General features: G+C 65.3%; 13 protein-coding genes. All 13 read left to right on the top strand.

Annotated features, from left to right (window positions below; genetic code table 11):
• The first annotated feature begins 162 nt into the window (after positions 1–162).
• Positions 163–672, top strand: a complete 510-nt coding sequence (locus tag O3297_RS17685; protein WP_070255996.1) for a sigma-70 family RNA polymerase sigma factor — start codon at positions 163–165, stop codon at positions 670–672.
• Positions 669–1661, top strand: coding sequence for a FecR domain-containing protein (locus O3297_RS17680; RefSeq protein ID WP_370385413.1), 993 nt, complete (start codon positions 669–671; stop codon positions 1659–1661). The genes O3297_RS17685 and O3297_RS17680 overlap by 4 nt, the downstream gene beginning before the upstream one ends.
• Positions 1662–1773: 112 nt before the next feature.
• Positions 1774–3972, top strand: a complete 2199-nt coding sequence (locus O3297_RS17675) for a TonB-dependent siderophore receptor (protein WP_305049314.1) — start codon at positions 1774–1776, stop codon at positions 3970–3972.
• A gap of 116 nt (positions 3973–4088) precedes the next feature.
• Positions 4089–4370, top strand: coding sequence for a hypothetical protein (locus O3297_RS17670; RefSeq protein WP_092607777.1), 282 nt, complete (start codon positions 4089–4091; stop codon positions 4368–4370).
• Entirely contained in the window at positions 4367–6070 is a 1704-nt protein-coding gene (locus O3297_RS17665) for a PepSY domain-containing protein (RefSeq protein WP_305049313.1), read from the top strand. Before O3297_RS17670 ends, O3297_RS17665 begins: the two co-directional genes overlap by 4 nt.
• Positions 6067–6408, top strand: coding sequence for a DUF3325 domain-containing protein (locus tag O3297_RS17660; RefSeq protein ID WP_034780266.1), 342 nt, complete (start codon positions 6067–6069; stop codon positions 6406–6408). Before O3297_RS17665 ends, O3297_RS17660 begins: the two co-directional genes overlap by 4 nt.
• Before the next feature lie 91 nt (positions 6409–6499).
• On the top strand, positions 6500–7687 hold the full coding sequence (locus tag O3297_RS17655) for an efflux RND transporter periplasmic adaptor subunit (protein WP_052139997.1): 1188 nt from the start codon (positions 6500–6502) through the stop codon (positions 7685–7687).
• A 5-nt stretch (positions 7688–7692) separates the two neighbouring features.
• Positions 7693–9687 (top strand): MacB family efflux pump subunit, encoded by a 1995-nt coding sequence (locus O3297_RS17650; protein ID WP_099389041.1) that lies wholly within the window; start codon positions 7693–7695, stop codon positions 9685–9687.
• A gap of 148 nt (positions 9688–9835) precedes the next feature.
• The gene (locus O3297_RS17645) at positions 9836–10825 is read left to right on the top strand and encodes an ABC transporter substrate-binding protein (protein ID WP_370385412.1); all 990 of its coding nucleotides are present in this window, start codon (positions 9836–9838) and stop codon (positions 10823–10825) included.
• 229 nt (positions 10826–11054) lie between these two features.
• Complete coding sequence (locus O3297_RS17640) at positions 11055–11858, top strand: inner membrane protein YpjD (protein WP_034780265.1); 804 nt, start codon at positions 11055–11057, stop codon at positions 11856–11858.
• Positions 11855–12115, top strand: coding sequence for a PP0621 family protein (locus O3297_RS17635; RefSeq protein ID WP_034780264.1), 261 nt, complete (start codon positions 11855–11857; stop codon positions 12113–12115). The genes O3297_RS17640 and O3297_RS17635 overlap by 4 nt, the downstream gene beginning before the upstream one ends.
• Positions 12116–12226: 111 nt before the next feature.
• Positions 12227–13297 (top strand): sigma 54-interacting transcriptional regulator, encoded by a 1071-nt coding sequence (locus tag O3297_RS17630; RefSeq protein WP_176376502.1) that lies wholly within the window; start codon positions 12227–12229, stop codon positions 13295–13297.
• The gene (gene ampD, locus O3297_RS17625) at positions 13275–13886 is read left to right on the top strand and encodes a 1,6-anhydro-N-acetylmuramyl-L-alanine amidase AmpD (RefSeq protein WP_034780263.1); all 612 of its coding nucleotides are present in this window, start codon (positions 13275–13277) and stop codon (positions 13884–13886) included. Before O3297_RS17630 ends, ampD begins: the two co-directional genes overlap by 23 nt.
• The last annotated feature ends 23 nt before the right edge of the window (positions 13887–13909 follow it).

Below are 13909 nucleotides of genomic sequence, written 5' to 3'. Positions count from 1 at the left end.
GCTGGCGGTCCTGCGCTGCATCGCCTGGCGGTTGGCCTGCTTTTGAATTAGTTGGTATTTCTGGCAATGCCGCGATTGCATGAAAGTCAAAAACACGGTTAAAATGAGAATAATTCTTATTTACATTCTCGGGTGCCGCACGCCTGAGCGGAAAGGGATGCCATGTCGGCCGCCGATTTTGCACAGCAACAAGACCTGCACGCGCTCTACAGCAGCCATCATGGCTGGCTGCAGGGCTGGCTGCGGCATAAGCTGGGCAATGCGGGCGAGGCGGCGGACCTGGCGCAAGACACCTTCATCAGCGTGCTGACCAACGGCACGGCGCCGCAGATCCGCGAGGCGCGGCCTTTTCTCGCCACCATCGCGCGGCGTCTGGTGGCGCACCGCTACCGCCGGCAGGTGCTGGAAGACGCCTATCTGGAGGCGCTGGCCTGCCTGCCGCCCGAGGTGGCGCCCGCGCCGGAAGAACGGCTGCTGGCGCTGGAAGCCTTGCAGCAGATCGATGTGGCCCTCGACGGCTTGCCGGGTCCCGTGCGCACGGCGTTCTTGCTGGCGCAGCTCGAAGGCCTCAGCTACGCCGAGATCGCCGCGCGCCTGAACGTATCGGCCAGCTCGGTCAAGCAATACCTGACGCGCGCCAACCGCCAGGTGTTTTTCTCCCTGCCGGCATGAGCACGGTGGCAGAACCCGCGGCCGCTGCTGCCATCGGCGAGGACGTGCAGCTGCAGGCGGCCGAGTGGCTGACCGTATTGATGTCGGACGAGGCCAGCGAGCAGGAGCACGCCGCCTGGCAGTGCTGGCGCGAGGCCGACCCTGAACATGAACTGGCCTGGCAGCATATCGAAGCGGTGTCGCAGCGGTTCAGCGGCTTGCACCGCGGTGCGGCCGCGCAGGCGCTGGCGGGCACGCAGCAGAAAGCCGTCAACGGCAAGCGGCGCCAGTTGCTGGCGTGGCTGGGCGTGGCGGCCGGCGGCGGCATGCTGGCCGCGCAGACGGGCGCCTGGGATGGCGTGCGCGTCCTGCGTGCTGACTACCGCACGGCTACGGGCGACAGGCGCGAGATAGTGCTGGACGATGGCAGCGTGCTCAGCTTGAATACGGATTCGGCCGTGAATGTGCGTTTCGACGCCAGCCGCCGCCTGATCGAGCTGCTGGCCGGCGAAATCCTCGTCGTCAGCGGTCACGGCAGCGGCAGCGACGCGCCGCTGGAAGTGGCCACGCGCGAAGGCATGGTGCGCGCGCTGGGCACGCGCTTTTCCGTGCGCCAGCAGGATGACTACAGCACGGTGGACGTGTTTGAAAGCGCCGTTGAAATCCGCCCCCGCGACGGCATCGGCGCGCCCTTGCTGCTGGCGGCCGGGCACGGCGTGGCATTTTCCCGTCAGGCGCCAGACGCGCCGCACGCCATCGGTGCATATGCGGACGCCTGGTCGCGCGGGCAGCTGATCGTCGACGACGTGACCCTGGGCGATTTCCTGGCCGACCTGGCCCGTTACCGCCCCGGCGTGATCGACTGCGCGCCGCAAGTGGCCCGGCTGCGCCTGTCGGGCGTGTTCCCGCTGGCCGACACCCAGCGCATTTTGAACATGCTGCCCAACTCGCTGCCGGTGCAGGTGCGCAGCCGCACGCGGTATTGGGTGACGGTCGAACCGGCGCCGTAGCACCCCACAAAAAATATTTGCAGCCGGACTGCCCGTTTTTCGTTTTCGCGGCACCTACAGGGTAGGGCGGCTGTTTTTTACCGTCTCATGGCGCCACTTTTCAGGATTTTTCATGCAACAGGTTTCGCATCTTGTCAATTTTGTATCGCATCGTCTTCAGCGGCATCCGCTGGCGCTGGCCGTGACGGCCTTGTGCCTGGCCGCCGGTACCTCCGCGTTGGCGCAGCAGGTGCCAGCCACGCCCGCCACCGAGCAAACCATGCTTGGCATGTCCGTCACGGCAGGGCGCGATGCGACGACGGAAGGCAGCGGCTCGTATACGACGGGCGTGAGCAATACGGCAACCAAGCTGAACCTGTCGCTGCGCGAGACGCCGCAGTCCGTCAGCGTGCTGACGCGCCAGCAGATCGACGACCTGGGCATCACCACCCTGGATGACGCCGTGCAGTCGATCACGGGCTTGGTCATGCAAAAGGGCAACTTTACGGGCGATTCCGGCAGTTTCAGCGCACGCGGCTTTCCAGTTGACAACATCCTGTTCGACGGCTTGCCCACCAGCCTGGGCGCGAACGGCACCTTCAATGGAGACAATGACGACCTGGCCATCTATGACCGCATCGAAGTGGTGCGCGGCGCCACGGGCTTGATGACGGGCAGCGGCACGCCCAGCGCCGCCATCAATCTGGTGCGCAAGCGCCCGACGGCCACGCCGCAAGCGTCGTTCTCGGCCAGCATCGGCAGCTGGAGCAACTACCGCCTGGAAGCCGATGCGGCCAACGCGCTCAACGAAGCGAAGACCCTGCGCGGGCGCATCGTCGCGACGGTGCAGGACAAGAAGGATTTTGTCGACGTGCTGCATGGCCGCAATCACCAGCTGTACGGCATCATCGAGGCCGACCTGCGCCCCGATACCACGTTGACCCTGGGCGCCCACTACCGCAAGACGGATAACGACGGCGTCACCACGGGCGTGGTAACGGCCGCCGACGGCACTTTTTTGAACTTGCCCCGCTCGACTTATCTGGGCACCGACTTCGATGGCTGGCGCCAGACGGACAAGACCATCTTCGCGGAACTGGAACACCGCTTCGCCAACGGCTGGAAGGCCAAGCTGGCGGCCACGCGCAAGACGCCCGAGATCGACACGACGTTTTCCGGCATCAGCCGCCGCGGCGACACCCTGCGCTTCAATTCGCAAAGCTACCGCGCCGAACTGGCCAACACCAGCTATGACGCGTATGCCACTGGCAGCTACAGCCTGTTCGGCCGCGAGCACGAGCTGACGGTCGGCGCCAGCCACCGCCGTTCGTCGAAAAACAGCTATGGCGGCTGGGCGCCGTACAGCTGGGGCGCGGCGGCGCCGGTGCTCGACCCGTTCAACTGGGATACGGGCAGCGTGGCGCGTCCCGTCATCAATTACGCGCAGTGGCGCACGGCCAGCATCACCGAGCAAAGCGGCGTGTATGCGGGCACGCGCATGCGCCTGGCCGAGCCGCTGTCGCTGGTGCTGGGCGGGCGCGTAAGCTGGTACAAGGACGATGCCGGCTACTCGGTGGCGCGCGAATTCACGCCGTACGCCGGTGTCGTGTATGACCTCGACAAGCAGCATTCCGTGTACGCCAGCTGGACCGAAATCTTCCAGCCGCAGGCTTCCACCGACGCCAATGGGCAGCCCTTGAAGCCGATCAGCGGCACCAACTATGAAGCGGGCGTGAAAGGCGAATACTTTGGCGGCGCCCTTAATGCCAGCGCGGCCGTGTTCCAGATCCGCCAGCAAAACCGCGGCGTGGACGACCTGGCTGGCCCCAATCCCTGCCCCGGCAGCACCTGGGGCTATTGTCAGCGCGCGTCGGGCGAAGTGCGCAGCGAAGGCGTGGAGCTGGACGTGGCGGGCGCGCTGACGCCCGACTGGCAGCTGTCGGCCGGTTTTACGTATGTGAAGGCGCAATTTACGCGCGACAGCGATCCGGCCAATATCGGCAAGGATTTCAACAGCCGCTATCCGCGCCAGCAGCTCAAGCTGGCCACCAGCTACCGCCTGTCCGGCGCCGCGCAGGGCTGGCGCGTCGGCGCCTCGGTGTACGGGCAGGGCGCGACCGAGTCGACGGACGGCACCTACCATCTGCGCCAGGGCCGCTATGCGATCCTGGGCTTGAATGCGGCGTGGCAGATCGACAGCCGCGCCGAACTGCGCCTGAACGTCAACAATGCGCTCGACAAGCACTATTACCAGAGCATCTATTCCGATGTCTTCGGCAATCTGGTGGGTACGCCGCGCAACCTGATGCTGACCTTGAACTACAAACTGTAAATAATCACTTTTGAATGACCTATCTTGATGAAGGATGCATGGCTTATGAATGTGCAGTTGAATCTGGCCCACGCCAGCAATGGCGTGAGCCAGCGTGTGCCGCAGGGAGCGCCGCGATGATGAAATCGGCCAACATGATGTTGTTCTCGCGCGTGCTGGCCGCCATTTTTGGCGGCTATGCGCTTACGTCCGGCGTGGCCGTGCTGCTGTCGGCCGTGCTGCCGCTGTCGCGCGCCGAAGCCGTGCTGACGGCCACCCTGAGCGCCTTCGTCGTATATACCTGCGCCGTGATCTGGGTCTTTGCCGTGCAGGACCTGCGCCGCGTCTGGCTGGGCATGCTGCTGCCTGCCATCGCCTGCGGCGGCATCGGCATGCTGCTGTCGCGAGGTGCCGCATGAACGCCGTCAAGGTAGACAAAGTGGTCAAGACGCCACAGCAGGGCGGCTTGCGCCAGGCCATGGCCTGGCTGCATACGTGGAGTGGCCTGTGGATTTCCTGGCTGCTGTTCGCCATTTTCCTGACCGGCACCCTGGCCGTCTTCGACGACCCGATCGGCCACTGGATGACGCCCGAGCACGCACTGGAAGAGGCGGCGCATGCGAACGATCCGCCGCTGCCGAAGGTCACGGACCGCGGGCACCGCCTGGAGCTGGCGCTCGATTTCATGGCGAAGGAGCACCCGAAGGCGGACATGTGGGAAATCTGGCCCGTGCAGCGTCCCGGCCACGGCCTGTCCGCCTACTGGTTCCAGCCCAGCGGCGGATATGGCTCGGCGGACCTCGATCCGCTGACGGGCGCCGTCATCGAGCATGCGCGCGAGGCAACGGAACGGGAAACCATCGGCGGCCACCATTTCGTCGATTTCCACTACGAGCTGCACGCGGGACGCATCGGCGTGTGGATAGTCGCCATCACCACCATGATCATGCTGGTGGCGCTGGTGAGCGGCGTCATCACGCACAAGCGCATCTTCAAGGATTTCTTCACCTTCCGCCCGGCCAAGGGCCAGCGTTCGTGGCTCGACGCACACAATGCGGTGGCCGTGCTGACCTTGCCGTTCCAGTTCATGATCGCCTACACGGGCCTGGCATTCTTCAGCGATGACTATGTGCCGGCCCCCGTGGTGGCGCAATACGGCATGGACAATCCCAAGAAGGCCTTCCTGGCCGACTGGAACGATGCGGGCAAGCCCGTGAAGACAGGCCAGCCGCTGGCCATTCCCGCGCTGGAATCGTTTGCGCAGCGTGCCGAGCAGGCCATCGGCCAGGAAATCCGCGCCGTGGTGCTGGACAATCCGAACGATGCCTCCATGCGCGTCTGCATGTACGGCTGGAATGAAGACGCGGAACTGCTCACGCGCCTTAGCGCCAATTCGGGCAGGGCCTGCTACGCGCTGGCCACGGGCGAACAGGTCGCCGTGCGCCTGCCGGGCAAGTCGGACACGGGCGGCGCGGGCCTGACGCGCTCCGTCATGTCGAACCTGCACATGGTGGGTTTTGGCGGCACGCCGATGCGCTGGCTGTACTTCTTCTGCGGCCTGGCCGGCACGGCAATGATGGGCACGGGCGCCATCCTGTTCATGGTCAAGCGCCGCCAGAAGTCCGGCGGCGAGTTCGGCGCCTATACGCAGCGCGTGTACCGCGTCATCGAATGCCTGAACGTGGCGGCGATTGCCGGCCTGGCCATCGCCTGCGTGGGCTTCCTGTGGGCCAACCGTTTGATCCCCGTCGGCATCGAGCAGCGCGCCGGCTGGGAAGTGCGCGCCTTCTTCGGCGTGTGGTTCCTGATGCTGGTGCACGCCTGCCTGCGCGGGGAAAAGCGCGCCTGGATCGAGCAACTGGGCTTGCTTGCCGCCCTGTGCCTGCTGCTGCCGGTGCTCAATGTCTTGAGCACGGGCGACAACCTGGCGGCGCAGATCGCGCGCGGCGACTGGGAAAGCGCCGGCGTGGAACTGGGCAGCATGGCCTTCGGCCTGCTGGCCGCCAGGGGCGCGTGGAAAGTCCACAAGCGCAAGGAAAAACCGGCCAGGAAGGCTGCACCGAAGGAAAGCGCTGCGCCCTCGGCCAGCCTGCAAGTCAATACGGAAGGACAGTCATGATCAATACCATCCTCTGTGCGCTGGGCCTGTCGTATGCGGGCATGGCCAGCCTCTCCCTGGCGATGGACCGCCATCACGGCCAGGTCTGGGGCAGGGACGCGGCGCCGAACGTGCGGCGCGCGCTGCAACTGGCCGGTGCGCTGCTACTGGCGCTGGCCATCTGGCCTTGCGTGGCTGGCTGGAGCGCCACCGTCGGCGTGGTCGCCTGGCTGGGTTTCATCGGCGCGGGAGCGCTGCTGGTGGCGCTGCTGCTGCCGTACGCCCCCCGCTTGCTGTTTCGTAGTTCCCTGCTGGCAGCCGTCGCCGCGCTGGCAGGTCTTGTGACGTTTCTGCAGTAATTTTGACTGCCATTTTCAAGGATAGACCGATGCACTTTTCACGCCTGGCGACACCGATTGATGTTTTGAATGTACTGAAAGTGGTTTCCTGATGGCGGCCCGCCTGCCTTCCCGCCGCGCCCGCATCCTCGGCGGCGTGGTCTTGCTGGCGCTGTTTGGCGCCGGCGCACTGTGGGCCACGCGCGGCCCGGCCACCGTATTCGACACGGCGCCCGTCAAGCGCGGCAATATCGAGGCCAGCGTCACGGCCATCGGCACGCTGCAGCCGCAAACCTATGTCGACGTGGGCGCGCAGGTGTCGGGCCAGATCACGCGCCTGCACGTGCAGCCGGGCAGCGCCGTGGAAAAAGGCCAGCTGCTGGCCGAGATCGACCCCAGCGTGCAGCAAGCCACCGTCGACGCTGGCCGCGCCGCGCTGGCCGGATTGCGTGCGCAGCTGGCCGACCAGCAGGCGCAGCACCGCCTGGCGGGCCAGCAGCACGTGCGCCAGAAGCAGATGGCCAAGTTCGACTCGACGCCCTTGGCCGACCTGGAAACGGCCGAAGCCACCCTGGCCTCGGCCGGCGCCAAGATCGACCACCTGAAGGCACAGATCGACCAGACCCAGGCGAGCCTGAAGGCGGACGAGGCGCGCCTCGGCTATACGCGCATCTATGCGCCGATGGCCGGCAAGGTGGTGGGTCTGGACGCGAAGGAAGGGCAAACCCTGAACGCCACGTACCAGACGCCGAATATCCTGCGCATCGCCGATCTGTCGGCCATGACAGTGTGGACGGAAGTGTCGGAAGCGGACGTGCGCCGCGTGCGCCCGGACATGCCCGTGTACTTCACCACCCTGGGCGGCGACCAGCGGCGCTGGAGCGGCAAGGTGCGGCAAGTGCTGCCGGCCCCGCCGGTGCCAGGTGGTTCTGCCGCCGGCACGGCCCTGGCGCCGTCGACCAGCAAGGTGATTTTATATACCGTGCTGTTCGACGTGGATAACGCCGATGGCGAATTGATGCCGCAGATGACGGCGCAAGTGGTGTTTGTCACGGCTGCGGCGAACAATGTGCTGGCCGTGCCCTTGCCGGCCCTGAAACCCTCGACGCAAGAAGGCGCCAAGCCGGGGCAGTTTACGGCCCGCGTGATGGATGCGGACGGCAAGGTCGATACGCGCACCGTCACCGTGGGCGTGCGCAACCGCCTCAGCGCGGAAGTGCTGCAAGGCTTGCGCGAAGGCGAATTGCTGGTCACGGGCGAGCAGCCGGCCGGCAGCGGCAGCAGCAGGTTCCAGCTGTGAGCGCCATGAGCGAGGCCGCGTCGCTCGGGCAACCCGGGCAGCCGGAGCAAGCGGCGCCGTTGATTGAACTGCAAGGCATCCGCAAGCGCTATGGCGGTCATGACGGCGCGCCGGCCGTGGAAGTGCTGCGCGGCCTGACCTTGTCGATCGGCGCCGGCGAATTCGTCGCCATTGTGGGCGCGTCCGGTTCCGGCAAGTCGACCCTGATGCATTTGCTTGGCTGTCTTGACCGGCCCAGCGACGGCACCTACCGCTTCGCCGGCCAGGACGTGGCCAGCCTGAATCCCGATGAACTGGCGTGGCTGCGGCGCGAAGCGTTCGGCTTTGTCTTCCAGGGCTATCACCTGATCGCCACCGAATCGGCGCGCGAAAACGTGGAAGTACCGGCTCTGTACGCGGGCATGCCGGCCGCGGCCCGCCATGCGCGCTCGGAAGCGCTGCTCAAGCGCCTGGGCCTGGGCGAGCGGCTCGATCACCGGCCAAACCAGTTGTCGGGCGGGCAGCAGCAGCGCGTGTCGATCGCGCGCGCCCTGATGAATGGCGGGCGCATCATCCTCGCCGATGAACCGACGGGGGCGCTCGACAGCAGCAGCGGCGCCGAAGTCATGGCCCTGCTGGGCGAACTGGCCGACGCGGGCCACACCATCATCCTGATTACGCATGACCGCAAGGTGGCGGCACAGGCGCGCCGCGTGATCGAGATCAGCGATGGCGAAATCATCGAAGACTCGGGCGCCATCGCCATTCCCGCCACGTCGACGGCCCTGCCGCCGCTGGACATGTCGCGCGCCGCCCACGACACGGGCGCGTCGCTGGGCACGGAATTGCTCGACGCGGCGCGCGCCGCCTGGCGCGTGTTGTGGATCAACCGCTTCCGCACGGGCTTGACCCTGCTGGGCATCGTCATCGGCGTCGCTTCCGTGATCGTCATGCTGGCCATCGGTCTGGGCACGCGCCAGCAAGTGATGGCGCAGCTGGGCGCATTCGGCTCGAACCTGCTGTACATGGCGTCGCGCGGCGAAAGCTCGCGTATCCCCGGACGCAGCATCACCCTGGCCGACCTCGATGCGCTGAAAGACGTGCCGGGCATTACCCACGTGCTGCCGAATGTCACGGGCAACAAGGTGATACGCCACGGTAACCTCGACGTGCAGACCTATGTGCGCGGCACGGGGCCGGCCCTGCCGCAGATCCAGACCTGGCCGGTGGCCAAGGGCGGCTTCTTTACCGAGGAAGACGAGCGCGAGATGGCCACCGTGGCCGTGCTGGGCGCGCACCTGGCGGAAAAGCTGATGCCGGACGTGGCCAACCCCGTGGGGCAGAGCATCCTGATCGGCAACGTGCCTTTCCAGGTGATCGGCGTGATGAGCGCGAAGGGGGCGCTGACGGGCGAGAAGGATGAAGACGACGTGCTGCTGCTGCCGTTTTCCACGGCCGGCATCCGCGTCTTCGGCCAGCGCGAGCCGACGTACACGGTGATGGCGGTGGCCGACGTCAAGCGCGTGACGGAGGTGGAGGCGGCAGTCGACGCCACCATGTTCGAGCGCCACCGCATCCGCGACTACGGCATCAGCAACGCGGCCGCGTCGATCGCCGCCGAAGCGAAGACGCAGGACAACATGACCATGATGCTCAGCCTGATCGCCGCCGTCTCCCTGGTGGTGGGCGGCATCGGCGTCATGAACGTGATGCTGATGACGGTGCGCGAGCGCACGCGCGAAATCGGCATACGCATGGCGACGGGCGCGCGCCGGCGCGATATCCTGCGCCAGTTCCTCACCGAAGCCGTGCTGGTGTCGGTGGTGGGCGGCGTGGCCGGCATCGTGGTTGGCGTGACGGTCGCCGGCCTGCTGCTGGTATGGGACGTGCCGGTGATCTTTTCGCTGAGCGCCATCGCCGGCGCGTTTGCCTGCGCCGTGGTGACGGGGCTGGTGTTTGGCTTCATGCCGGCGCGCAAGGCGTCGGGACTCGACCCGGTGGTGGCGCTGGCGGGACAGTAGCAACAGACGGTCGTCATAACGCCGGCAGCGTGGCTGCCGGCAAAAAAATGTTGCCCTGGCTCCAACACGCGGTACTATCTCCCCATAACAAAAAAGCAGTGTTTCGCGTGCCCTTGCGGGCACACACCAACCACCACAGGAGAACCCGATGCGTAAGAAATTAACCTTGAAGACCGGTATTGCCGCCGCCCTCATGCTGGCCTTCGGCATGGGCGCTGTCCAGGCACAGGCGCAGGAAGTCGTGCGTCTGGGTAACTTGAAATTCGCCCATTACGGCGCCGTGTCGTACATCAAGGAAATCGCGCCCAAGTGCGGCATCAAGGTTGAGGAGCATGTGTTCGCCAAGGGCCTCGACGTGATGCAGGCGATTATCGCGGGCGAACTGGACGTGGGGGCGACGGCGTCCGAAGCGGCCATTTCCGGCCGCGCCGGCGGCGCGCCCATCTACGTGGTGGCCGGTTTTGCCAAGGGCGGCGCGCGCCTGGTGGGCGGGGCGGGGCAAAAGATTGCCAGCGTCAAGGAACTCAAGGGCAAGCGCGTGGGCGTGACGCGCGGCGGCATCCAGGAAGTGCTGCTGCTGGCCGAGCTGTCGCAAGCGGGCCTGACGTATTCCGAAACCAAGGGCAAGGATGTGCAACTGGTATTTCTGGCCTACGCCGACTTGAACCAGGCGTTGATGGGCAAGAATATCGACGCCATGATGCAGTCCGAGCCGCAATCGTCGCAGGCCATCAACAAGGGTTTCGGCACCGAAGTCATCAAACCGTACGACACGCCGATCGGCGAACCCGTGCGGACCATGGTGATGACGGAAAAGTTCTACAAGGAACGCCGTCCCGTGGCGGAAAAATTCATGCGCTGCTTCGTCGAAGCCACCAAGACCTTTATCGACAACAAGGCGACGGCGGAAAAGTATGTGCGCGAAGTGGTGTTCCGCGGCCAGATCACGAAGGATGACTTCGACGACGCGATCAGCAATTCGCCGTATTCGTATGACATCTCGCCCGAGCATATTCAGACCACCACGGACGTGATGGTGAAAACGGGCGTGGGCCGCATGACGAAACCGCCCGTGGCCAAGGACTGGGTCAAGACCGACTTGCTGGAGCAGGCGAAAAAGAGCCTGAACGTGAAGTAAACCGGATATTGGCAATGCCCGATGGCCCGCTTAAGCGGGCCATCATTTTTTTGCGGCATACTAATATATACAGGTAGCGTGAAAGATTGCCGAAATCTTGAGGGTGCGCCACCCCGTCATGCCTCAGGCGCGATATCATGGCAGGCTTGCGGCATTGGATGGCGGCGTCGTGCCTGTCACCGGGCTGTCGCCTGAATCGCGCTTGTCGGCTATGGTGTAAACTTAAACTATGCAGATCTATTTCTTTTTCATCGCCGCGCTGTTGTACGCGGCGTGCGCGGTGCTTCCCTCGTCCCGTGCCCGGCTCATTGCCGGCCTGACCGGCGTTGCCTGGCTGGCGCACGCCGCCACCTTGTGGTTCGACCTGATGGCGCCGGGCACCTTGCGCTTCGGTTTTTCCGCCATGCTGTCGGCCGCGCTGTGGGTCTCGGTGGGCGCCTACTGGATAGAAAACCGCAATTTCAGCCTGGACGGACTGCGCCGCATGGTCATGCCCAGCGCCGTCCTCGCCATCGGCCTGGCCTGGGCCTTTCCTGGCAGCCAGGTCAACATGGAAGGCAAGTCGGCCGTCTTCGGCTGGCATATTGCCGTGGCCGTGCTTGCCTACAGTACCTTGACGATTGCCGCCTTCCACGCCGTGCTGATGGCGCTGCAGGAATCGCGTTTGCATACGCGCAGCGAAAGCCGCGGCTTCATCGGCACGGCGCTGGACCAGTTGCCAGCCCTGCTGACGATGGAAAAACTGCTGTTCCGTATGATCGGCCTGGGCTTCATCCTGCTGAGCCTGACCGTGCTGTCGGGCATCGTGTTTTCCGAGCAACTATTTGGCAAGGCCCTGAACTGGGATCACAAATCCGTGTTTACCATGCTGTCGTGGCTGTTGTTTGCCGCGCTGCTGGCAGGCCGCCGCTTTCGCGGCTGGCGCGGCAAGACGGCCCTGAGTTTTACCCTGGCCGGTTTCGCCACCTTGCTGCTGGCCTATGTCGGCAGCCGTTTTGTACTGGAAGTGGTTTTACACCGAGGATTCGCATGACACGTGTTTTATTCTGGCTGGCGCTGGTATTCCTGGTGCTGTTTGCTATCCGCAGCAAGATCCGGAGCATGCAGCAACGGGCCCGCGCGCAGCAGCAACAGCAGCCGAATCCGTTTGCGCCGCCGGGCCGGCCGCAGGAATTGCCTGATGCCGAACTGATGCTGTGCTGCGCCCATTGCGGCGTGTACTACCCGGCCTCCGAAAACGTGCAGGCCAAGGGCCACGATTACTGCAGCCACGCGCACGCCACCTTGTAAGGGCGTGCCGGCGCGCGTTGCTCATCCGTATTGTAACGGCCTCCGGCATCCGTCCGGCGTAGCATCTGCAGCAGGCGGTTCGTCGCCGCCATTGCAGAAAGGCGCGCTCCCATGTCCCGTCCCAGTCCGCAGACCGTCACCGTCACCGCCGCCGGCATGCCGCCGGCGCCGCAACTGAGCGGCAACTCGCTGCCCATGCAGGCGCTGCGCGCGCAGATCGGCCGCATCGCCCGCTGTGGCGCGCCGGTGGCCATCCGCGGCGAATCGGGCACGGGCAAGGAACTGGCGGCGCGCGCCATCCACGCGCAGGGCGCGCGCGCCAGTTTCCCGTTTATCGCCGTCAACTGTGGCGCCATTCCCGAAGCGCTGATGGAAGCGGAATTCTTCGGCTGCCGCCCGGGCGCCTATACGGGCGCGCTGCACGAACGCCAGGGCTTGTTCCAGGCAGCCCACGGTGGCAGCCTGCTGCTCGACGAAGTCGACGACCTGCCGCTGGCCATGCAGGTGAAACTGTTGCGCGTGCTGCAGGAGCGCCGCGTGCGCAAGCTGGGCGGCAGTACTGACGAGGCAGTCGACGTGCGCATCCTGTGCGCCAGCCAGCATGGCCTGGGGCGCGGCGTGGCGGCCGGCACGTTTCGCCAGGACCTGTTTTACCGCCTGAATGTGATCGAGCTGGCACTGCCGCCGCTGCGCGAACGGCGCGGCGATCTGCAGGTATTATGTGAGGTGATCCTCGCGCGCCTGTCGCCGCGCCGGGCCGTGAGCCTGGCGCCGCCCGTGCTGGCGGCCCTGGCCGCGTATGCGTTTCCCGGCAATGTGCGCGAACTGGAAAACGTGCTGGAGCGGGCGCTGGCCTTTGCCGACGGCGGCGTGATCGCGCTCGAGGGGCTGGCCTTGCCGCCGGCGGCGGGCAGCATGCCGTCGCGGGCGCCGCCGGCCTTGCCGGAACGGCAACTGTGCCTGCCCGGCATGGCGGCGTATGGCGTGACCCCCGTCTTGCCGCTGGACATGTATTTGCGCCAGGCCGAGCGCGACATGATCATGCTGGCGCTGGTGCAGGCGCGCTACCACCGCGCGCGGGCGGCGCGCCAACTGGGCCTGAGCGTGCGCCAGTTGCGTTACCGCATGCAGAAATTGACGATACAGGAAGCCCTATTTGATGAGCGCATGGACGATAGATGAAGACGGCTGGTGCGATGGCGCGCTGCGCTATGACTCCCAATACTACGATGCGCGACCGGACGGCGCGCAAGTCGATTTGCTGGTGATCCATAACATCAGCTTGCCGGGCGGCCACTTTGGCGGACCGCATGTGTCGGACTTGTTTACGGGCCGGGTAGATTATAATGCCGATCCTTCTTTCGCCGACCTGCGTGGCTTGCAAGTCTCGGCGCACTTTTTTGTGCGGCGCGATGGTGCGTTGCTGCAATATGTTTCTGCTGATAAACGTGCCTGGCATGCCGGCGCGTCCACCTTCGAGGGACGTCCGCAGTGCAATGGCTATTCCATCGGTATCGAAATGGAAGGCGCGGACGATGTGCCCTTCCAGCGGCGGCAATACCATGTCCTGGCGGCGCTGACGGTGGCGCTGGCGGCGCGCTACGGGCTGTCCCAGGTGCGCGGCCACGAGCATATCGCGCCGGGAAGGAAGACGGATCCGGGACCGTTTTTTGACTGGCATTTTTACCAAGTATGCTGGCTGGAAACCTTGCGCGGGCAGCCTGCGTTAGCGCTTACTTCGCGGGGATTGGGCTTTCCATCCATGCCCTGAAAAGTCAACCGAAATCGTATAAG

The organism is Janthinobacterium sp. SUN128 (genome assembly GCF_030587275.1).
GTDB classification, from domain to species: Bacteria; Pseudomonadota; Gammaproteobacteria; order Burkholderiales; family Burkholderiaceae_D; genus Janthinobacterium; species Janthinobacterium lividum.
The sequence above is the reverse complement of the archived record's forward strand: the minus strand, read 5'-3'. Positions and strand labels throughout refer to the sequence as shown.